The following is a 20,636-nucleotide window of genomic DNA, read 5'->3' as shown; positions in this document are numbered from 1 at the left end:
ATGTACCGTATTCTCCTATTAGCAGCGTTATTGCCCGCACTAACTGCCTGCTTCACCGTCGTCAGCACCGCCGTTACGGAAACGGGCATCACCATAGCGGAGGATCGCTCCTTTGGCTCGCGCGTCGACGACAATGTTATCTACGCCGAAATCAACCAGATGTTTTTGGAAAAAGACGTGAATGATTTGTTGGTGAATGTGACCATCAACGTACGCCATAAGCGCGTCATGTTAACGGGTAACGCAAAAACCGAGGAAACCGCGCAAGAAGCGGTAAGACTTGCTTGGCAAGCGAAGGGAGTTCAAGAAGTTATCAATGAGGTCGAGATCAACCCTAATAGCAGCCTATGGGACAGCGCCAATGATTCGCTCATTAAAAAGAATCTCGAAGCGCGCTACCTGATCACGAAAGGCGTGTGGGTCATCAATTACTCCATCGATGTGGTGAATGGCACAGTCTATCTGCTGGGTATCACTCATAACCGCGAAGAACTGGATAAGGTGCTGGAAGTGGCACGCGCCACCAAGGGCGTGAAGAAAGTGGTGAGCCACTTAAAAGTTGGCACTCAAATGCCAGCCAAGCCTGAATTGCCTGCTTCTAACTACTCAACCAGCACCGTGCCACAAGACGCGCCTATTCAATCGAAGCAAAACTTCTAAAGGTCTTAGATGAAAAAAGTCGCCTTCCAGATGGACCCACCTTCACGGCTAAACGTGAAGACGGATACAACGTTAATGCTTGCCGAAGAAGCACAGAAGCGCGGCTATGATTGTTACTACTACACACCCGATGATTTAAGTTGGCGTGAAGGCGAAGTGCTCGCCACCTTACGACCCATGGACGTAGACACCGAACACCAGCATTTCTGTGAACTGGGCGAAGGATCATTTGAATCCTTGAATGGATTTGATGTCATCTGGATGCGCCAAGACCCTCCCTTCGATTTATCCTATATCAGCGCCACACATATTCTGGAGCATCTGCCCAAGCCTACACGCGTGTTGAATGATCCCAAAGGCGTGCGCGAATCGCCCGAGAAACTCTCGCCGCTTTTTTTCAAGGAGTTCATGCCGCCTACACTCATCAGTCGCGACATCAACGCCATCAGAAGTTTTGCGCAAGATCACAGCATGATTGTTGCAAAACCGCTTTATGGATTTGGTGGCCGTAGTGTATTCAAGCTCTCGGTAGATGATCCTAATATCATCACCCTACTGGAACACTGGACCGAAAGTTCGCGCGAGCCACTCATGTGGCAAGCCTTCCTTCCAGAAGTGAATAAAGAAGATCGACGCATCATTTTGGTGGATGGTGAGATTGCCGCCGTATTTGGTCGCGTACCACACAAGGGCTCGATACGCGCCAATATGCGCGTTGGTGGCGAAGCCGTGGCAGCATCCCTCACGCGACAGCAAGAAAAGATCTGTAATGCAATTCGTCCCTATCTTAAGGAGCACGGCTTATTATTGGTCGGTCTTGATGTGATTGGCGACTATTTAACCGAAATTAATGTCACCTCTCCCACAGGCCTACGGGCGGTTGAAAAGCTCTATGGCGAGAATCTGGCCGCCAAGGTGTGGGACAAGGTGGAGGGCAGTTAGTGCCGCAGCGCAATATGTTTTTTGCTTTCAGTTTTCATCGAAGTTGCTAAGGGAAGCGCATGTCACCAAACTACTCTTCTCGTCATACGCTTTTACTGCAAAAGATTCTTGCAGCATTGCCTAAGAAAACCTCAGGCGCAACGCGCGAATTTGTTGGTCATTTTTATGGCCAGTCTACCGTCGAAGAACTCGAGCAGATTACACCACAGCACGCAGCAAGCATTGCGCTTACTGCCTATGAACACACTGCAAAGCGCAATGGTAAGGGCTGGTCGATTCACATTAGCGGCGTTACGCATAACGACGCAAAGCGCGCTCAGCTTTTCATTCTCAATGACGATATGCCGTTTCTGGTTGATTCGCTGACCAACCTGCTGACACGTCTCGGTCTAAGCATACATCTCATCATCCACCCCGTATTGGCTGCAAAGCGCGACGCAAAGGGTAAGCTGCTCGCCGTAAGTGACGAGAAGCCAGCAGGCTATCATGCTGAGTCATTAATTTATATGGAGCTACCGCCACTCAATGATGCGAAGGCGCTTGAGAAGCACATTGACCGTGTCTTGAAAAAAGTGCGCGCCGCTACCGCCGACTGGAAGGCAATGGATGCCTCCGTCAACGCATTAGCCAAACATTATCAAAGCAAGAAGCGCGGCGAGTCAGAAGAAACCAAACAATTTCTTGGCTGGCTACAAGACAAGAATTTCGTATTCTTAGGAACTGCTGAATACGACAAAACCGCCAAAGGATTGGTATTAAACAAAGCCAGTGCCAAGGGTGTTTATCGCCTCGAGGCAGATCACGAGGACGCCATTGAGCGCGCCCTAACGCCAACCGCCAATAAAGGCTTTAGCATCCAAAAATCTTCGGACGTTTGCGAAATCCACCGCAGCGGCTCGATGGATTATATCGCCATCACTCGCACCGATGCCAAGGGGAACGTCACGGGCGAAGTGCGTATCCTCGGTCTGTTTACATCCGTCGTTTACTACCAAAGCACGGATTTGATTCCATTTATTCGCAACAAAGTGGCACATGTGCTCGAAGAGTCGGGCTTTGACAGGCATGGTCATAGCGGCAAATCGCTGCGCACCATTATTGAATTCTTACCGCGCGATGAATTGTTTCAGATCGACGAAGATGAATTATTCACCATGGCCATGGGCGTGCTTGCACTTGAAATCAAACCGCATGTGCGTCTATTCGCTCGCCGCGACACCTTCGGACGATTCGTAAGCTGCTTGCTATACATTCCGCGTGAACGCTTCTCGACCAGCATTCGTGAACAAGTCGGCAAAATGCTCGCCAAAGCCCTCCACGGCACGATGAGTAATTTCTACACACAAGTGACCGAGTCACCACTGGCGCGTCTGCACATCATCATCGAGACGAAACCAGAACACCAACCAAGCGTTGATCTTGCCTCAATTGAGCGCACGATTGCTGGTCTCGTGAATCTCTGGCAGGAAGCTCTCAGGGACGCACTGGTGACTGAATTCGGCGCAGAGAAAGGCGCAGCGCTCCATCATCGCTATGCCGAAGCATTTGGTGCTGACTATACCAATACGCATACCGCCCAAGCCGCCGCGTTTGACATTCGTCAGGCAGAGTTATGCCTCACACAGGGCGGCCTCGCGCTTGAATTATTCCGTCGTCCGAATGAGGACGCAGACTGGGTACATCTCAAATGCTACACCACGAATGTGGATTCCACCCTGTCGGATATTCTCCCTCTGCTTGATCAAATGGGTTGCACCGTGGTGGATGTAACACCTTACGACGTGACCCCTAAAAATAATCCGCCGCTATTATTGCGTGATTTCATTCTACGCGTTCCACCACTTGCGGGCGTCGATTTGACCCAGCATAAAGCACGCTTAGAATCGGCCATGACATCTGTATGGGCAGGCGTGACCAGCAATGATCCGCTCAACGCATTAGTATTTTATGCGGGCCTCACCATTCGCGACATTGAGATTCTGCAGCTTTATGCGCGCTATCTGAAACAAACAGGCTTCTCCTATAGTCATAGCTTTATTGCGCAAGCTTTGCGCCAGCACCCTGCGCTTACATGCCTGCTGATTGATATTTTCAAAGCGCGATTTGATCCTGCACAAAAAAATCGTGAGGCTCTCACACAGAAACTACGCACGCAATTAGCAAACGGACTAGAGAACGTCACCAACCTCGCTGAAGATACCGTCATTCGCCGTATCGAAGCGCTCATCATGGCATCACTGCGCGTGAATTATTTCCAGCGCGACGCGCAGGGCAATCTCAAGCCTTACATCTCGGTGAAATTCCGCTCGGCCGAAGTCCCCGAATTGCCTCTGCCCGTACCATACGCCGAGATTTTCGTTACCAGCATGCGCGTCGATGGTATTCACCTTCGTGGCGGCCCCGTTGCGCGCGGTGGCTTGCGTTGGTCAGACAGGCCTGAAGATTTCCGCACCGAAGTATTGGGGCTGATTAAAGCACAAATGGTGAAGAACGCGGTGATTGTACCGCAAGGTGCGAAGGGTGGCTTCATCCTGCGCAAACCACCATCAGAGCGTGATGCTTTCATGCAAGAGGGGATTAGCTGCTACAAGGAATTCCTCTGTGGTCTGCTTGATATTACCGATAATATCGTTGGCAATAAGATTGTCCGCCCGCAAGGCGTTGTCTGTCATGACGGCGAGGACCCATACCTCGTTGTCGCCGCCGATAAAGGCACTGCCACCTTCTCTGACATCGCTAATAGCGTTGCTGCAGAATATGGATTCTGGCTGGGTGACGCCTTCGCTTCTGGCGGCTCCGCAGGCTATGACCACAAGGCCATGGGCATTACCGCCGCCGGCGCGTGGGTTTCTGTTGAACGCCATTTCCGCGAGCTTGGCATGAAAACGTCTGAGCCATTTACCGCCATCGGTATCGGCGACATGGCAGGCGATGTGTTTGGTAATGGCCTATTATCTTGCGATAGCTTCAAGCTTATCGCCGCATTTAACCACAAACATATTTTCCTCGATCCTAATCCCGATCCCAAGAAAAGCTTTATCGAGCGCAAACGTCTTTTCGTGACTCCACGCACCCAGTGGTCAGACTATAATCCCAAGCTCATTTCACAAGGCGGCGGAGTTTACGAACGCAGCGCCAAATCCATTACCCTAAGCAAAGAAGCGCGCACGGCTCTTGGTACAGACAAAACCACGCTCTCGCCTGACCAACTGATCCAGTTGATTCTCAAAGCACCCGTTGATCTCTTGTGGAATGGCGGCATTGGCACCTATGTAAAGTCCAGCAACGAAACGCATGAGCAGGTTGGCGATCGTACCAATAACGCCGTGCGCATTAATGGCTCTGAACTGCGCTGCAAAGTAGTTGGCGAGGGCGGCAACCTCGGCTTCACGCAGCGCGGCCGCATCGAATACGCGCGCACAGGTGGCAAAATCAATACCGACGCCATCGATAACTCTGGCGGCGTGGATTGTTCAGACCATGAAGTAAACATCAAGATTGCTCTGGGCGCTGCTGTCGCTAAAAAACGCCTTAACACTACTAAGCGTAACCAACTCCTCAAAACCATGACGGACGAAGTTTCGCGCCTAGTACTCAAGGACAATCAACTGCAGACCCAAGCCATCACGCTGGCTGAGAAACAGGGTCTGGACCTGCTCGAATCGGTAGGTAGTTTCATGACCGAGCTTGAGCGCGAAGGTCTGCTCAATCGCGCTGTTGAATATCTGCCAACCGAAAAGCAACTAGGTGAAATGCGCGCAGCATATCAGGGCTTTACGCGCCCTGAGCTTGCGGTACTTATGGCCTATAGTAAGCTTTCGCTATTTGCTGATTTACAGGAATCCACACTGCTGGATGCTACGTATTTCGAAACGGATCTACTGCGTTATTTCCCTAAAGAAATGCAAAAATCTTACGCCGATGAAATTCGCAATCACCGCTTGCGCCGCGAAATCGTGGCGACGATGATCACCAACAGCATCGTGAATCGTACGGGCATTACCTTCACCTACGAACTCATGCGCGAAACTGGGCTAAGCGCCGCAGATGTTGCGCAAGCCTATGTGATTACGCGCGATGCTTTCAAACTACGTGAGCTGTGGCATAGCATCGAATCGCTCGATGGGGTGATTGATGCAGGCGTTCAGGCCGAGATGTTCAAGGCCGTGAATGGCTTCATTGAACATAGCTGCCGTTGGTTCTTGCGCCACGTTCCACAGCCTATGCGCATTGACACCGTCATGAAGCAGTTCGCCGACGGCATCTCGACATTCATTAAGCATCATGAAGCGATGATGACGAAAACGCTACGCAAGTCCTATGAAATCGCGGTTGATAATCTAACCAACATGGGCATTCCTGCAGCTATTGCCCGCCGTGTCGCATCGCTAGAAATTCTTGCCTCTGCCTGCGATGTGGTTGAAGCATCGAATACAACGAAGCTACCCGTAGAATATGTGGGCCGCGTTTACTTTGAATTGGGCGCTGAACTAAAATTGGGCTGGCTACGCCGCACGGCGCGCTCACTCAAAGTCGATACTCATTGGGAACAATTAGCCGTTACCGCGCTCGTCACAGAACTTTATCAAGCGCAACAGCAACTGACGGTTCGCGTGCTACGTCGCAAAAAAGCAGCGAATGCGCATGCGCTGGTCGTGGGTTGGATGCAAGAGCATGAAAGTTCACTACAGCGCTATTTGAACGCGATGGAAGGCCTCAAGTCGCAACAGCAGGCCGCCAATTACGCGATGCTGATCGTGGCTCTACGTCACGTACAATGGGCGATTAGCCTCTAATGAGCTACTAGTGCTTAAAGTGGCGTGAGCCCGTAAACACCATCGCGATGCCCGCCTCATCTGCTGCCGCAATCACTTCAGCGTCACGCACCGAACCACCCGGCTGAACGACTGCGGCAATGCCTGCTTCTTTCGCAAGCGCCACATTATCTGCAAAGGGAAAGAACGCGTCAGAAGCTAGCAATGCACCCTTCGTGTCATGACCATGGGCCTGCGCCTTCTCAATAGCAATGCGCACCGAATCAACGCGGCTCATTTGCCCTGCGCCAATGCCAATCGTTGCGCCATCTTTAATCAAGACAATCGCGTTAGATTTCACTGCACGTACCACCTCAAAACCAAATAGCGCCGAATCGTGCAATGTGGCGGGCAATGGTGCCTTGGTAACAACTTTCCATGTGGCATCACTAAGTTTCTGCACATCTTTTGTCTGCACTAAATAGCCCCCGCTAATAGGCACAATTTGCCATTGGGAAAGTGGGCTGCGTGACGTTTCGCCCTGCGCAATAAGAACACGTAAATTCTTTTTCGTGGCCAGCTTTTGTTGCGCTTCGGGGGTGATATCAGGCGCCACAATAACTTCTAGAAAGAGGCTGCCAATCGCATCCACCATCGCGGCATCAATCGCCTGATTACATGCTAAAATGCCACCAAACGCACTCACGGGGTCACTTGCCAAGGCCTTGCTAAATGCCTCCGTCACCGTCGCACCCAGCGCCACACCACAGGGGTTCGCATGCTTGATAATCGCTACGGCTGGCTGCTCAAATGAGAGGGCCAATTGCCATGCTGCCTCAGCATCCGCGAGGTTATTATAGCTAAGCTCTTTGCCTTGTAGTTGTCGCGCAAATGCCAAGCCACCATGCCCCTGATTGCGCTGATAAAGAGCCGCCTGCTGGTGTGGATTCTCACCATAACGCAGTACGTTTGCGCGCTTTGCATCAAGCAGATATTCAGGCCAACCACCGCTCATCCATGCACCAATCAAACTATCATATGAGGCAGTGCGGGCAAACGCCTTTGCCGCTAACTGGCGTCGAAACTCCAACGTAGTGCCACTTGATTGAATGGCTTCCAATACAGCCGTATAGTCTACAGGGTCCGTTACCACATTCACAAACGCATGATTCTTTGCTGCCGCACGAATCATCGCAGGGCCGCCTACATCGATTTTCTCTATCAGTTTTTCTGGGTTATCTGTTTCATTGAGCGTTGCCTCAAACGGATACAAATTCACCACCAGCAAATCGATTTCTTCAATCCCATGCTCACGCATAGCTTCCACATGCGCGCTCACATCACGGCGCGCCAGCAAGCCGCCATGCACCATAGGGTGCAATGTTTTAACGCGTCCATCCATCATCTCGGGGAACTTCGTCAATGCGCTGACATCGCGCACTTGGAGTCCCATTTCACGAATTAATTGTGCCGTACCACCCGTGGAAACCAAATCCACTCCTGCAGCAGCAAGTGCGCGTACAAACGGTTCGAGGCCCGTTTTATCGGAAACAGAAATAAGGGCGCGATGAATGGGTCGCTTCATGGTTGATACTCAGGAATAAGCTGTGAAATGGCGGTACGTACGGAGGCTTCGTCACCTGTGCGTGCTGCGTCCGTAAGGCGTTGCAGCGTGCTTAATATAGCGATTCTATCAAGCTCGCGTGCCTTGGCCTGACGAATGGATTGGTGCTTTGTTTCCGTAAGATTCTCAGCGTCGTGGAATAATTCTTCGAATAATTTCTCACCAGGACGCAGACCCGTAAATATAATCTCAATATCTTCGTATGGTTTGAATCCCGCCAAGCGAATCATCTGGCATGCAAGCTCCTCAATGCGAATAGGTGCGCCCATATCCAAAACATAAATTACTGCTTTTTCTTGCGCCTCAGAACCTAATACTGCCGCCTGCAGCACGAGCTGAACTGCCTCGCTAATCGTCATGAAATAGCGTGTCATTTCTTTGTGAGTCACGGTGAGTGGGCCACCCTTAGCAAGCTGCTTTTGGAACAACGGCACGACCGAGCCAGCCGAATTTAACACGTTGCCAAACCGCACCGTAATGAAGCGCGTGCTGCAACCGTCTTGTGCCAATGCTTGGCAATAAATCTCTGCCGCGCGCTTGCTTGCACCCATAATGCTGGTGGGGTTTACAGCTTTATCTGTGGAGATCTGCACCATCGTTGTCACACCATTAGCGATGCAGCAATCCGCAACCTGTTTGCTACCAAGCACGTTGGTCAGCACTGCCTGATCAGGGTTCTCCTCTGAAAGTGGCACGTGCTTAATCGCCGCCGCATGAAAGACGATTTCGGGTTTTACATGCTGCATAATGCGGTGAAGCTGCTCTTTATCACGCACATCACCTAATATTGCGTGACGCGTAAGTGTTGGGTGCGTCTCGGCAAGTTCATGATCAATCTCATAGAGATGAAATTCCGATAACTCATAAAGTGTAATCTGCGCAGGCGCAGAAGCAGCAATTTGGCGTACTAATTCGCTACCAATAGAACCACCTGCTCCCGTCACCAACACACGCTTACCTGCCACCAGTGCACGCATTGCAGGCCTGTCCAGCATTGCTGGTGGGCGGCCCAGAATATCTTCCACCGCCACAGGTTGCGCTTCATAGGCGCGATTACCGTCTTTAAGCTCGGTAAGCCCAGGCAAGCGCGCCAAAGTTACCTGATGTTGCTGCCCTACCTCCAGCAACTGCTCAATTGTCTCACGCGCGGTGCTTGGGTCAGTGAGCAGCATGCGTTGTGGTGCGCGACCCTTACGAACCAGTTTCTTGATGATGTAGCTCGCTTCCGCCACGCTGCCATACACGCGCACATGGTGGATTTCGCGGCCATGTTTGCGGGTTTCATCATCAATCAATCCGACAACACGATAAGGAAAATCGTCATTGCGCTCGGATTCACGAATAAACATTTCCGCCTGTGCAGTTGCCCCAATCAGTAACACAGGTACGCGCGCACGGCCGCGACCCAAAAAGCGCGCCACCAAAGAGCGGTCTGACGCAATCCGCCACAACACACGCAGCCCCATCAGAAACACCATCAGCGTCATCCAATGGATGAACACGACCGAACGTGGCATATAGTCAAGGCGCGTAATCTGGAATGAACCAAGATAGAAAAGCGCCAGCGCAATCGTGCCTGCTTTTGCAAGCGTCATAAGGTCATTGAGTGAGGTATAACGCCACAAACGGCGATAGGTTTTGGACACCAGCATGACCACCATCAGCACCAACGCAAAAGCCAGCGCACCTTGCCACCACAAATCCCGCGCAAACATTTGCTCGGAAAGTCGCAAATACATTGCGACCATGAAACTCAGCGCCGCCATAGCAGAATCATGAAGGATGGCGATCAGATTGAGAGGTTGTTTGAAGAAAGCTTTCATGTGCGGCGTACCAAAGCATAAATCACTACAGGCGACACGCCTAAAATGCCTAACCACCACGCCCCTGCATAGGCGCTATGCGCCGCAAAGAATCCCAAAAGGAATAATAAGACAGCATTACCTGCCCATACATCATGCGCATGATGGGCACGAATGCTAAAGAACGCGCCACCTAATGCACCAATCATGACCAACGAATCCGTGGCGATGGCATGGGGTAGGCCCAACGCCAACGCCCCCACGACAAACAGCGCCAGTGATACGCCATAGGCGGCGAGAACGCCATGGCTTGGTTCACCAAGCGGCACAAGCGACACACCCACCCAAACGAGATAGATGAACATCATCACCGCAAGATTAGGTATAGCCACAGGCAAAGCAAATTGCGGTGCGGGTAGGCCGCTCATAGCTATCACCACCAATAGCGCGCTCATCGTTGCACGCAGGGGAAAGCTGATAGGCACAGCAACATGGCGTGTGCCAGCAAACCATAACAGTAATGCGCAAATCGCCACTGCCGCAGGAATAAGCGCAACCGTTAGGAAAGCAAGCGCGCTAAGGGCAGCATAGCTAAGGATGTTAAAGGCGCGCAATGGCAATCCCAAAAAGGCGGCTAGTCGGTCAGCCGTGCGACTCAACACCCATGTGATGAGACCCGCTGAAAGCGCCAAAATAACTGCATAGACCCAAACCATGACATCCTCTTGGCCGCACTCTACCGCCTGCCGAACAGTTTTTCAATGTCGGCGCGCTTCAGCTCCACATAGGTCGGGCGACCATGGTTACACTGGCCACTATAGGGCGTTGCTTCCATTTGCCTCAGCAGCGCGTTCATTTCAGCAATCGTCAGTGCCCGCCCCGCACGCACGCTGCCATGACAGGCCATAGTGCTCAAGATTTCCTCAAGCCTGTCTTTAAGCGCCAGCCCCGCATCATAGATCGTCACATCATCAGCCAGATCTTGCACCAAGCCCGCAACATTGGTATCGCCAAGCAATGCTGGAATTTCGCGAATGACTAAAGCGCGCTCACCAAAACGCTCCATCACTAGCCCAAGCTGCGCCCACTCTTCGCTGCGACTCATCAGCCTATCAAGCTGCGCTTCACTTAATTCAACCATCTCAGGAATCAACAAGGCCTGCCGCTTTACGCCCTCAGATTGCATGGCAGTTTTGAACTTCTCATACATAAGACGCTCATGCGCCGCATGCTGATCAACCATAATCAGTCCGTCTTTTGTCTGCGCGAGAATATAGGTGTTATGCACCTGCGCAACCGCCGCACCTAGTGGGTAATCACGCACCTCTTCTGGCAAGGACAAAGGTTGGCGCTGTGCCGCCGAAGGCGGTAATTGTTGCGCAGACCACAAGCTTTGCGAGCGTGAATCCTGCAACTGCATGGGTGCAGCATAGGCATATGGCATGGCTTGCGGTACAAAAGACTGCAGCGCTGCATCAGCAACCGTAGTAGCAGCGCGCTGTGAAACGGATTGCAGGGCTGCCTTTAGCGCGCCAAGCAATAATCCCCGCACTAATTGTGCGTCTCTAAATCGCACCTCAGCTTTTGCGGGGTGCACGTTCACATCGACCTGATCGGTCGGCACATCTACAAATAGCACCACCACGGGGTGCCTGTCGCGCGCCAGTAAATCCTGATAGGCAGCACGCACCACACCAAGCAACACACGATCACGCACAGGGCGGCGATTGACAAACAAATACTGCGACATGGAGTTTGAGCGACTATAGGTTGGCAAAGCAGCAAAGCCTGTAACGCGCAGTCCTTCACGTGTGGCATCCACGGGCACGATATTAGCGGCAAGGCCCGTACCGATGATCTTTTCCAAGCGTTGCGGTTGGGCTTGTAGCCAGTCGCTGGTGAGTGCAGCAAAATCACGCAGCGTTTTTCCATCATGCGTCAGACGGAAACGAATATCTGGATGCGCCATCGCGAGACGCTCAATTACATCAATGGCATTGGCAAGCTCGGTGCGCGGCGTTTTAAGAAACTTGAGTCGCGCGGGAATCGCATAAAATAATTCACGCACTTCTATCACGGTGCCTTGCGCAAGCGCGGCAGGCACAAGTGCGCTTACCTCACCGCCATCGACACGAATCTGCCAAGCATCCGCAGCGCCTTTTGCACGCGATGTAAGCGACAAGCGCGCCACCGAACCAATCGAAGGCAGTGCTTCACCGCGAAATCCCATCGTATAGATCGCCATGAGATCGTCATCGAGCAGCTTGCTGGTAGCGTGACGCTCGACCGCCAAAGCAAGTTCGTCTTTGGGAATACCCGCGCCATTATCACGCACACGAACAAGCTGTATACCGCCCGCTTCAAGCGCTACTTCGATATCCGTTGCTCCTGCATCAATAGCGTTCTCGACCAGTTCTTTCACCACCGAGGCAGGGCGCTCAATCACCTCACCCGCCGCAATTTGGTTGATAAGGGTCGTGCTTAATCTACGAATTGCCATAGCCAAGCGCCTTGCGGGTAATACGTTTTCCCTCTTCCACGGCTGGTTGATTGAATGGGTCAATCTCAAGCATGGACGCCGTCAAGATTGTCTCAATCATCCACTGCGCCATCAACTCTGCTAACGACGCAGCAGTTAGCGCCCCACGAAACACACGAATCGGCACACCGTTTTGCTGCAAGGTTGTCACCGTTGCTTCGGCGGTAGCGTGCATAACATCGCCCATACGGTGCGAGCCCAGATATTCCATGCCCGCAACAGGCACAGACGCAAGTGGCGCACCTAAACCCTGCATCTGCGGCAGAATGAGCGTGAAGATTTTATCGCGTGGGCCATCCAGATAGAGTTGTAATTGGCTATGCTGGTCAATCGCACCAATCGCCGTGACTGGCGTAGCACCGCGACCATTTTTACCCAAACTCTCCGCCCATAGTTGCTTGTACCATTGCGTGGTTGGGCGCAATGCATCCGCATAGCCCATCGTAACGTGGATCGGCATATCAGGAATGCTTGCCGCATAAAGCGCCGCCGTTTCCAGATGTGTCTCTTCCCGTTTGCGCCAATGCGCCCACACAGATTCAGCAGCATCTGTAATGGTCTTCACATCCAATCCGGCAAAAACGGCGGGCAATAAACCGACAGCACTGAATACCGAGAACCTGCCGCCTAATTGGCTGGGATGATCAATGGTCATGCACCCTAAATACTCGGCAAACCTGCGCAGTGGACGCGCGCCTGCAGAAGTAAGAACGCACGCATTCTTGCGCAATATAGCTGCTGCGGCTTGTGCTTCATAATGCGCGAGTACCGCAAGCGCCGTAGCGAGCGTTTCCACCGTCTCGCCCGACTTACTGACAAACAGCCACGCAGTGTCTTCCAAACTCAAATGTGATAAAACAAAATCAATCGTCGCGGGATCGCAATTCTCAATAAAATCGACCTGAGATTCGGGCGCTAAGCTACATAAAGCCTGCGCACCAAGACTGGCGCCGCCCGTACCTACCACCATGAGCTTGGTTGCAGATGCACCAAGCTTCTGTGCAGCTTTAGCAATATTCGGATCCGCCACAACTGGGCTAGCAAGAAGCGGTTTAGCGCGCGCTAATATAGCTTCTTTTTGCTGCAGGAATTGCTGCATACGCTGTTGATGCTTGACCGGTAAAGCTGCGGCGAAATGGCGGCGCTCTTCTTGCCACATCATGGCGTTTTTTCTGCCTCTGGTTTGCCGCCCACACTAATAAATAGCAGGCGCGATGGGTCGAGCAATGTTTTAGCGGCGCGATTCATATCGCTGCAGCTTACTGCATCAAAATAATCATTACGCTTAGCGATATAGTCCTCACCCAAATCAAAAATTTGCATGGTGAGTAGCATCGAGGCAATGCTGCGCGTATTATCCATTTGTAATGGGAAGTTACCCTTCACAAATGTCTTGATATCAGAACATTCCTGCGTAGTTACGCCTTTCATATAAAGATCACGAAGCGTCTCTTTGACACGCTCTATCGCCTCATCGCGCTTGATGTTGCGCGTGGAAAGTGCGCCATTCAGCAGCACCGCACCACGATATTCATCAAGCCCAGCAGAGACCGAATAAACAAGACCGTCTTTTTGACGAAGTTCCTGATTCAAGCGTGAAGTCAGATTACCGCCACCACCCACAACTTCCATGAGTAAATAAGCCGCGTAAAATTCTGGGTCACTGCGGCGAATACCTGGCGCGGCAAATAATACGGTTGATTGTGGTACATTCATTCCATCATCAATAAAGGTGCCTTGCGCCTGAACCGAGCTATTAGCAACGCCAACCACACCTGTCTCATTATTTGGTAACGCGCGAATCAATGGCGAAAGCATATCATCAAGCAATGCATCATCCACGTCTCCTGCGGCAGATACGGTAAGATTACCAGAAGTGAGGTATGTATCGATGAATTGGCGCACATCGCTTTCGCTCACGCGAGCTATCCCCTCCGCATCACCAAGCTTTGGGTTGGCATAGGGGTGATTCGCGAATGCTTTTTGTGCGAACATGCGCGCCGCGCGGTACTCGGCACTTTCGCTCGCACGATAAAGGTCGGATTGTTGTGCCGCTTTGATGCGCGCGATATCCGCACCATCCAGGCGCGGCTTGGTCAAAGCAAGCGTGACCAATTTTCCTGCCAATGGCGCATGTTCTTTCAGTGTGTGAATATGCACCAACAACCTATCGGCGCTCACGGTGGTATCAATGCTGATGGCATTTTCTTCAAGCGCTTCTTGGAAAGCTAACGCGTCATACTTCCCTGCACCTTCTAGCAACATGGTCGCAGTGAGCTGCGCCAAACCGAGTGTATCCTGCGGGTCACTTGCATAGCCAGCACCTTCAAACGATAGTACAATGTGCACTACAGGTAATGTGTCATTCGATGCATACCATGCCACCACATCACGATCGAGTGTGGTGGTTTCCACCTCCACCGCTTGTGCAGCAAATGGTGCCAACAAGAACAGTGATGCGATAAGATTACGGAGCATGCGAACCCTCCGTTTGTGTTGGCAATAATACGCCCGTCACTTGACGAGAAGGAACCATCACCGCTTTTGCTGCCTGCATCATTTGCTGTGGCGTTACTGCGTCCAGCGCGTCACCCCAGTGATAAAACACGCGCTCATCTTTCCCCAGAATATAAAGCTGCCCCATCACATGCGCTAATGGCGACAAACCATCTTGTGCATATATTGTTTCCGCTTTTAGAAGCTTCTTAGCTCGGCCAATATCGTTGCTGTCAGGCACCGTGCCAAGTGCCCGCGTCAGCGACTGATCAAGCGCCGACTCTAGCTGCTCAATCGTCACGCCCTGCGCAGGCTCAGCCACAATCGTCACGCTGCTGGGGCCCTCAAACCAATCGCTATAATCCACTGCAACCGAAGTGGCGAGTTTCTGATTACGCACAAGTTCGTTATATAAAACACTTGTCGTGCCGCCGCCCAAATATTGCGCCCATACATGTAGTGGCATCGCGTCTTTAGATTCGGCAAAGTTAATGGTTGGCGCTACATAAGAACGCACCAACTGCGATTGCTCGACACGCGCGTCGCGCAAAATCACCCGTCGCTCGGAACGGCTAGGCAACACCTCACTAGGCCACTGGCGCTTGGGCTGTATGCCCGCCCGTAATGGTCCATAATGCTGCTGCGCCAATTTGCGCACTTCCGCCACTTCTACATCCCCCGCCACTACCAACACCATATTGCTTGGTCGATAATGTCTTGCCATGAATTCGCGCGCATCTTTTACCGTGAAGCGCTCAATATCCTCTGGCCAGCCAATCATCGGTTGGCGATACGGGTGATTTAGCAACTGCACCGCATCCATCTCTTCAGCTAGCAGTGCAGTCAATCGATTATCGACGCGCCATTTACGCTCTTCTTGGATCACTGGAATTTCACGTGCTGCACGCGCTGTATCAAGCGTTAGATGTTCGAGTCTATCCGCCTCCATTGCCATTACTTGCGGCAAATGTTCTTTGGCAATCGTCACAAAATAGGTGGTGTAGTCACGCGTGGTGTACGCATTATGTTCGCCACCAAAGCGGGCGATGGTTCGATCATATTCGCCCTCGGGAAAATTCTTGGTACCCGTGAACATCAAATGCTCAAGGTAATGCGCAAGGCCAGTTTTGCCATACGGATCATCTGCCGCACCAACCCGTACAAAAAGCGCATGCTCAACAGCAGGAATACGATCATTCGGCATGACCACAACGCGCAAACCATTACGCAGCGTAAAGCTCTCTACAGGCACCGCCTGTTTGATATCATACGCGTCCGCGCGCGGCGCTGCGGTATAAAAATATACAGCCGCCACCGCTCCAAGCAACACGATGACGAGGGGTATGAAAAATTTCTTCAACATTAGAAAATCTTATCGATGACGGAGCGACTTTCGTCAGCTTCTGGCACCTTGCCTTTATTAATCGGCTTACCTTTTTCTTTATTTTTGCGAATGCGCTTTGCTTCTTTCTTCGCATCGACAATGGGCTCTTCGCCTTCGCCTTTAGTAAGCTTATCGAGTAGCGACTTTTCGTTCGACGTATCTTTGGGGGCGGTTATATCAGCGCCAAGCTTTTGACGAATTTCTGGATCCGCATTCTCAGCACCAAGCTTACCTAGGAAGCTTGATTCAGCAGACGTCTTTGCATCACTTGAGATAACGGGATCCAGTGCCGTCTCAACGCTCTTTGGCGCGGGCTCCATCGTTTCAACGGTTGCTTGAGTTGTACCATCATCTTTCAAAATCAGCTTCTTCGCCTGATTCTCGGTGGATTCTGCGGCGCGTATCTCGCCTGGACGCGGCGGCTTGAGGTCAAAATCAGGCGGCACCGAAAGTGGCGGGCGCGACACCACCACAAACTCATCCGGCGCTTCGCGAGTAAGTCCCACCGCCTCGCGAACTTCATTGCCTTCGCAAGCCGTGAGCAACAGCGCTGTTATGATAAGAGGGGTCAGGTGGATACGCATGGAGCGAGCATAGCGAGAATCGCGGCGATTTCAAGCCGCGTGACGGTTAAAAAACAGGCTGTGGAACAATAAGATAGCAACCCCGATACAAATCGCCGCATCCGCGATATTAAAGGCAGGCCAGCCCAAATCACCGATATGAAAATAGAAAAAGTCTGCCACCGCCCCAAATCGAAGTCGGTCCACCACATTTCCCAAGGCCCCGCCAATAACGAGACTATAGCCAATCCACTCCGCAGGGCGCTTCGAATGCAGGCACAAACGCGCCAATACGGCAGAGATGATTAGCGCCACAGCAATCAAGAAGTATGGCACATAGGTTTCAGGGGCAGACAACATTCCAAAGCTGATACCGTGATTCCACACCATCACCAATTTAAACCATGAGGTGATGATAATCGCAGGGCGCGCATCTACATTTACCCACTCAAGCATGGCAAATTTTACGAATTGGTCCGCCAGCACAATAAGCGCAATCACGATAAGCATTGTACGAAGGGCTGGGTTACGATTCATGCTGTTACCCTAATAGCTTGCGGGCAAGGTTGCAATCACTTGCCATTTGTTCGACCAATTCCTGCTCGCTGCTAAAATGCTCTTCTCCACGCAAACGCTGCACACATTCAACCTGTAGCATCTGCCCATAAAGGTCTGCATTCACATCAAACAAATGCACTTCCAGTAACGGGCTAGCGCTGCGATACATCGGGCGTATGCCGAGATTTGCCACACCATCACCCTTATTGGTGCGTACAGCATATATACCAAATTTAGGCAAAAGCAGCTCAGGCGAGAAATGCAGATTCGCCGTTGGATAGCCCAATAATCGGCCTCGCTTATCGCCATGTTGCACACGCCCAGAAAGCAGATAAGGCCGCCCCAATAAACAAGCGGCTTTCTGCATATCACTATCTTCCAGCGCTTCACGAATCGCCGTAGAGGAACAAACACTATGCCCAACCTTTACGGGCGCAATTTGCGCGTGGGTAGCACTATACGATGTCAATAAACGCGTCAGCAACGCGGCATTACCCGTGCGCGCTTTGCCAAACGCAAAATTCGTACCCGTCACCACATGGCGCGCTGCAAGCTTTTGGTGCAGTATCTGATGCACAAATGCTTCTGCATGAAGCCCCGAAAGTGCTGCATTAAACCGTGCCAGAAACACCTGCTTCACACCTGCATCGCGCAGCAGGCGCAATTTCTCGCCAAGCGTCTGTAAGCGAAAGGCCTGCTTTGCTTTGCTAAAATAGCGCCGAGGGTGTGGCTCGAAGGTGAGAACGCTCGGCTCAAGTCCGCGTAATTTCGCCTCAATCAACATGGCATCGATCACCGCTTGGTGGCCAAGATGCAGCCCGTCAAAATTACCGATAGCCACAGCGCTCGCCACAGGGCTTTGGTAATTATCATCGACAGAAAGACGAATCAGGCGCATTCGGTTGCTTCACTTTATTAGCGGTGCTACGGAAGGTGCTATATAAGGCATGTTATGTCATTAGTAAAATCCAGTGCAACGATAGGTTTCTTTACCCTGCTCTCCCGCATAACGGGTTTCGTACGCGACGTTATCATGGCCAATCTTATCGGCGCGAGCTGGCTATCAGACGCATTCTTTGTTGCGTTCAAGCTTCCGAATTTCTTTCGCAGGCTCTTTGCCGAAGGCGCATTTAACGTTGCCTTTATTCCTTCTTTTGCCTCCATTCTAACGAGCGAGGGGCGCAATGAGGCAATGAAGTTCGCCTCCGAGGTGCTGAGTATTTTGTTGATGGCGCTGCTGTTACTCAATGCCGTCTTCATCATTTTCATGCCGTGGATCACTCCCCTTTTTGCACCAGGCTTCACAGACACGCCTGAGAAATTCAATCTCACGGTTACGCTCTCGCAAATCACATTTCCCTATATTTTGTTTATTTCTCTCGTTTCACTACTTGGCGGTGTGTTGAATAGCTTCAATAAATTTGCGGCACCTGCGGCAAACCCCATCTTGCTCAATCTCTGCATGATTGCGGGGATGCTTTTCCTAACACATTATACCGAAACACCCGCCCATGCGCTGGCCATATCGGTGTTTGTTGCGGGTATTGTTCAGCTTGGTTGGCTAATTGCGATTTGCCGCAATCACGCCATGCTGCCTTCGTTGCTTGTACCGCGCATCACGCCCAAAGTGAAAACCATGCTGCTACTCATGGCGCCTGCCGCGCTGGGTTCTGGGGTACAGCAGCTCAATTTGCTGATTGATGTGATCATCGCCTCGCACATTCCCGACGCGGTGTCATACCTCTATTATGCCGACCGCATCACCGAGCTTCCGATTGGTATGATAGGCGTAGCCATAGGCACAGCCATGCTACCAATGATGAGTAAGCAAATCCGTGAAGGCAACAAATCTGCTGCACAAAACAGCATGAATCGTGGCATTGAATTGGTCATGTTATTCGGCTTTCCAGCAACGGCAGCTTTATTGGCACTTGCTGAGCCAATCATCCGCGTACTCTACTTCCATGGCGCCTTTAACGCGCAGGACTTAGTGGCAACCTACATGGCGCTCATGGCATTCACCGTTGGCCTTCCCGCCTTCTTGTTGGTCAAAGTATTTGCGCCTGGGTTTTTTGCCAATCACGACACAAAGACACCTTTCAAAATCGCCGTGCTGTGCGTGGTGATTAATTTAATCCTGAATCTCACGCTGAGCATCTGGTTGGCGCATGTTGGTATGGCACTCGCCACCTCGATTGCGGGGTGGGTGAATGCTGGATTGATGGGCTACATCCTGCATAAACGCGGTATTTTCGTGCCTGATTTGACGCTCAAAAAGCGTCTGATTCGCATGGCTGTTTCCGCTAAAATCATGGTGCTGGCCGTCATCATATGCAATAGCCTTCTCGCCGCATTTTATCATGAGGGAATTGTCATACGCACCGCAACACTTGGCGTAGTGGTAACCTTGGGCATGGTGCTGTATGTGTTCACTGCATGGTACGCAAATGCGCTCGACAAAGAGCAAATCGGTCGTCTGTTCCGTCGCAACAAGTCCTAGATATACAGTAGCGCTAGAATCACGCTTCCTAGTGCTATGCGGTAATATGCAAAAGGCGCAAACCCGTGTTTGCTGATGAACCCAAGCGCCCAACGCACCACAAAAAGCGCTGCAAAAAAGGCGGCAAGAAATCCTGTGGCGATCATTTCCATGTCACTTGCACTAAGCGCAGCTTTGGTTTTGTAGAGTTGGAAACTTGCTGCACCAAGCATAGTCGGGATGGCTAAAAAGAAAGAGAATTCTGCCGCCGCTCTGCGCTCCATACCAATGAAGCGCGCGCCCATAATCGTCGCTCCCGAGCGTGAAACACCAGGTATCATGGCGAGACACTGAACGAAGCCAATCATCAGCGCCACGCGCCAACCCATTGACTCCGTATCATGAATGGTTGGCAGTGGGCGCAAGCGCTCAATCAACAGAATAATGACACCGCCCGAAATCAGCGCAAGCGCCACCACAGTGGGGTTAAAGAGCGTCGCCATAATCAGGTCGCGCGCCAAAATCCCGATGACTACCGCAGGGAAAAAAGCCAAGGCAATATTGCGAATAAACCGCCATGCGGCTGCGTCACCCATCAGCGCATCACGCAGCACTTGCCATAGTTTGACAAAATACAGCACACAAATAGCAAGAATCGCCCCGAACTGAATGACCACCTCAAATACACGGTCAGGCGGCACAGAAAGCGCCAGCATATCGACAGCAAGAATGAGGTGACCCGTGGAAGAAATGGGTAAAAACTCGGTGAGTCCTTCCAGAATGCCAAGAAAAAAAGCGTGGGCGAGCTGCATAGTTTTATTACCCCGTTATATGA

General features: G+C 51.7%; 15 protein-coding genes. 4 read left to right on the top strand and 11 right to left on the bottom strand.

Translation table 11 applies throughout. The features are described 5' to 3' along the window. Genes J0M34_07595 through J0M34_07585 form a run of 3 tightly spaced genes read left to right on the top strand, consistent with a single transcriptional unit; the run spans position 1 to position 6,398 of the window. On the top strand, positions 1-660 hold the full coding sequence (locus tag J0M34_07595) for a BON domain-containing protein (protein ID MBN8544111.1): 660 nt from the start codon (positions 1-3) through the stop codon (positions 658-660). A gap of 9 nt (positions 661-669) precedes the next feature. Further along, the gene (gshB, locus tag J0M34_07590) at positions 670-1,602 is read left to right on the top strand and encodes a glutathione synthase (GenBank protein ID MBN8544110.1); all 933 of its coding nucleotides are present in this window, start codon (positions 670-672) and stop codon (positions 1,600-1,602) included. 59 nt (positions 1,603-1,661) lie between these two features. Continuing rightward, on the top strand, positions 1,662-6,398 hold the full coding sequence (locus J0M34_07585; GenBank protein MBN8544109.1) for an NAD-glutamate dehydrogenase: 4,737 nt from the start codon (positions 1,662-1,664) through the stop codon (positions 6,396-6,398). 7 nt (positions 6,399-6,405) lie between these two features. Here the strand turns inward: J0M34_07585 and purH are convergent, their stop codons facing one another. Genes purH through J0M34_07535 form a run of 10 tightly spaced genes read right to left on the bottom strand, consistent with a single transcriptional unit; the run spans position 6,406 to position 18,220 of the window. After that, positions 6,406-7,941, bottom strand: coding sequence for a bifunctional phosphoribosylaminoimidazolecarboxamide formyltransferase/IMP cyclohydrolase (gene purH / locus J0M34_07580; protein MBN8544108.1), 1,536 nt, complete (start codon positions 7,939-7,941; stop codon positions 6,406-6,408). Continuing rightward, positions 7,938-9,803 carry a polysaccharide biosynthesis protein gene (locus J0M34_07575; protein ID MBN8544107.1) on the bottom strand — a complete coding sequence of 622 codons (1,866 nt, stop codon included), beginning with the start codon at positions 9,801-9,803 and terminating at the stop codon, positions 7,938-7,940. Before J0M34_07575 ends, purH begins: the two co-directional genes overlap by 4 nt. Next, the gene (locus J0M34_07570) at positions 9,800-10,498 is read right to left on the bottom strand and encodes a hypothetical protein (GenBank protein ID MBN8544106.1); all 699 of its coding nucleotides are present in this window, start codon (positions 10,496-10,498) and stop codon (positions 9,800-9,802) included. Before J0M34_07570 ends, J0M34_07575 begins: the two co-directional genes overlap by 4 nt. Positions 10,499-10,518: 20 nt before the next feature. Next, entirely contained in the window at positions 10,519-12,282 is a 1,764-nt protein-coding gene (gene mutL / locus J0M34_07565; protein ID MBN8544105.1) for a DNA mismatch repair endonuclease MutL, read from the bottom strand. After that, positions 12,269-13,483, bottom strand: a complete 1,215-nt coding sequence (locus J0M34_07560; protein ID MBN8544104.1) for a hypothetical protein — start codon at positions 13,481-13,483, stop codon at positions 12,269-12,271. The genes mutL and J0M34_07560 overlap by 14 nt, the downstream gene beginning before the upstream one ends. Beyond that, positions 13,480-14,799 carry an insulinase family protein gene (locus tag J0M34_07555; GenBank protein MBN8544103.1) on the bottom strand — a complete coding sequence of 440 codons (1,320 nt, stop codon included), beginning with the start codon at positions 14,797-14,799 and terminating at the stop codon, positions 13,480-13,482. Before J0M34_07555 ends, J0M34_07560 begins: the two co-directional genes overlap by 4 nt. Then, entirely contained in the window at positions 14,789-16,180 is a 1,392-nt protein-coding gene (locus J0M34_07550) for an insulinase family protein (GenBank protein MBN8544102.1), read from the bottom strand. Before J0M34_07550 ends, J0M34_07555 begins: the two co-directional genes overlap by 11 nt. After that, positions 16,180-16,785: a DUF3035 domain-containing protein gene (locus J0M34_07545; GenBank protein MBN8544101.1), complete on the bottom strand. Its 606-nt coding sequence runs from the start codon at positions 16,783-16,785 to the stop codon at positions 16,180-16,182. Before J0M34_07545 ends, J0M34_07550 begins: the two co-directional genes overlap by 1 nt. Positions 16,786-16,815: 30 nt before the next feature. Further along, entirely contained in the window at positions 16,816-17,274 is a 459-nt protein-coding gene (gene lspA, locus J0M34_07540) for a signal peptidase II (GenBank protein MBN8544100.1), read from the bottom strand. Positions 17,275-17,305: 31 nt separating this feature from the next. Further along, positions 17,306-18,220, bottom strand: coding sequence for a bifunctional riboflavin kinase/FAD synthetase (locus J0M34_07535; protein MBN8544099.1), 915 nt, complete (start codon positions 18,218-18,220; stop codon positions 17,306-17,308). A 54-nt stretch (positions 18,221-18,274) separates the two neighbouring features. Between J0M34_07535 and murJ the strand changes: the two genes are divergently transcribed. After that, the gene (murJ, locus tag J0M34_07530; protein MBN8544098.1) at positions 18,275-19,822 is read left to right on the top strand and encodes a murein biosynthesis integral membrane protein MurJ; all 1,548 of its coding nucleotides are present in this window, start codon (positions 18,275-18,277) and stop codon (positions 19,820-19,822) included. On the opposite strand, the gene J0M34_07525 is transcribed toward murJ, so the two are convergent. Beyond that, on the bottom strand, positions 19,819-20,613 hold the full coding sequence (locus J0M34_07525; protein ID MBN8544097.1) for an undecaprenyl-diphosphate phosphatase: 795 nt from the start codon (positions 20,611-20,613) through the stop codon (positions 19,819-19,821). The genes murJ and J0M34_07525 overlap by 4 nt on opposite strands. Positions 20,614-20,636 lie beyond the last annotated feature (23 nt).

The sequence above is a fragment of the Alphaproteobacteria bacterium genome, from assembly GCA_017302575.1.
GTDB lineage: Bacteria > Pseudomonadota > Alphaproteobacteria > Rickettsiales > UBA3002 > JAFLDD01.
This window is presented reverse-complemented; position numbering and strand designations above follow the sequence as displayed.

Excerpts from the sequence above, each read along its gene's own strand:
- J0M34_07595 (MBN8544111.1), top strand. The coding sequence starts at position 1 with ATGTACCGTATTCTCCTATTAGCAGCGTTATTGCCCGCACTAACTGCC.
- gshB (MBN8544110.1), top strand. The coding sequence starts at position 670 with ATGAAAAAAGTCGCCTTCCAGATGGACCCACCTTCACGGCTAAACGTG.
- J0M34_07585 (MBN8544109.1), top strand. The coding sequence starts at position 1,662 with ATGTCACCAAACTACTCTTCTCGTCATACGCTTTTACTGCAAAAGATT.
- purH (MBN8544108.1), bottom strand. The coding sequence starts at position 7,941 with ATGAAGCGACCCATTCATCGCGCCCTTATTTCTGTTTCCGATAAAACG.
- J0M34_07575 (MBN8544107.1), bottom strand. The coding sequence starts at position 9,803 with ATGAAAGCTTTCTTCAAACAACCTCTCAATCTGATCGCCATCCTTCAT.
- J0M34_07570 (MBN8544106.1), bottom strand. The coding sequence starts at position 10,498 with ATGGTTTGGGTCTATGCAGTTATTTTGGCGCTTTCAGCGGGTCTCATC.
- mutL (MBN8544105.1), bottom strand. The coding sequence starts at position 12,282 with ATGGCAATTCGTAGATTAAGCACGACCCTTATCAACCAAATTGCGGCG.
- J0M34_07560 (MBN8544104.1), bottom strand. The coding sequence starts at position 13,483 with ATGATGTGGCAAGAAGAGCGCCGCCATTTCGCCGCAGCTTTACCGGTC.
- J0M34_07555 (MBN8544103.1), bottom strand. The coding sequence starts at position 14,799 with ATGCTCCGTAATCTTATCGCATCACTGTTCTTGTTGGCACCATTTGCT.
- J0M34_07550 (MBN8544102.1), bottom strand. The coding sequence starts at position 16,180 with ATGTTGAAGAAATTTTTCATACCCCTCGTCATCGTGTTGCTTGGAGCG.
- J0M34_07545 (MBN8544101.1), bottom strand. The coding sequence starts at position 16,785 with ATGCGTATCCACCTGACCCCTCTTATCATAACAGCGCTGTTGCTCACG.
- lspA (MBN8544100.1), bottom strand. The coding sequence starts at position 17,274 with ATGCTTATCGTGATTGCGCTTATTGTGCTGGCGGACCAATTCGTAAAA.
- J0M34_07535 (MBN8544099.1), bottom strand. The coding sequence starts at position 18,220 with ATGCGCCTGATTCGTCTTTCTGTCGATGATAATTACCAAAGCCCTGTG.
- murJ (MBN8544098.1), top strand. The coding sequence starts at position 18,275 with ATGTCATTAGTAAAATCCAGTGCAACGATAGGTTTCTTTACCCTGCTC.
- J0M34_07525 (MBN8544097.1), bottom strand. The coding sequence starts at position 20,613 with ATGCAGCTCGCCCACGCTTTTTTTCTTGGCATTCTGGAAGGACTCACC.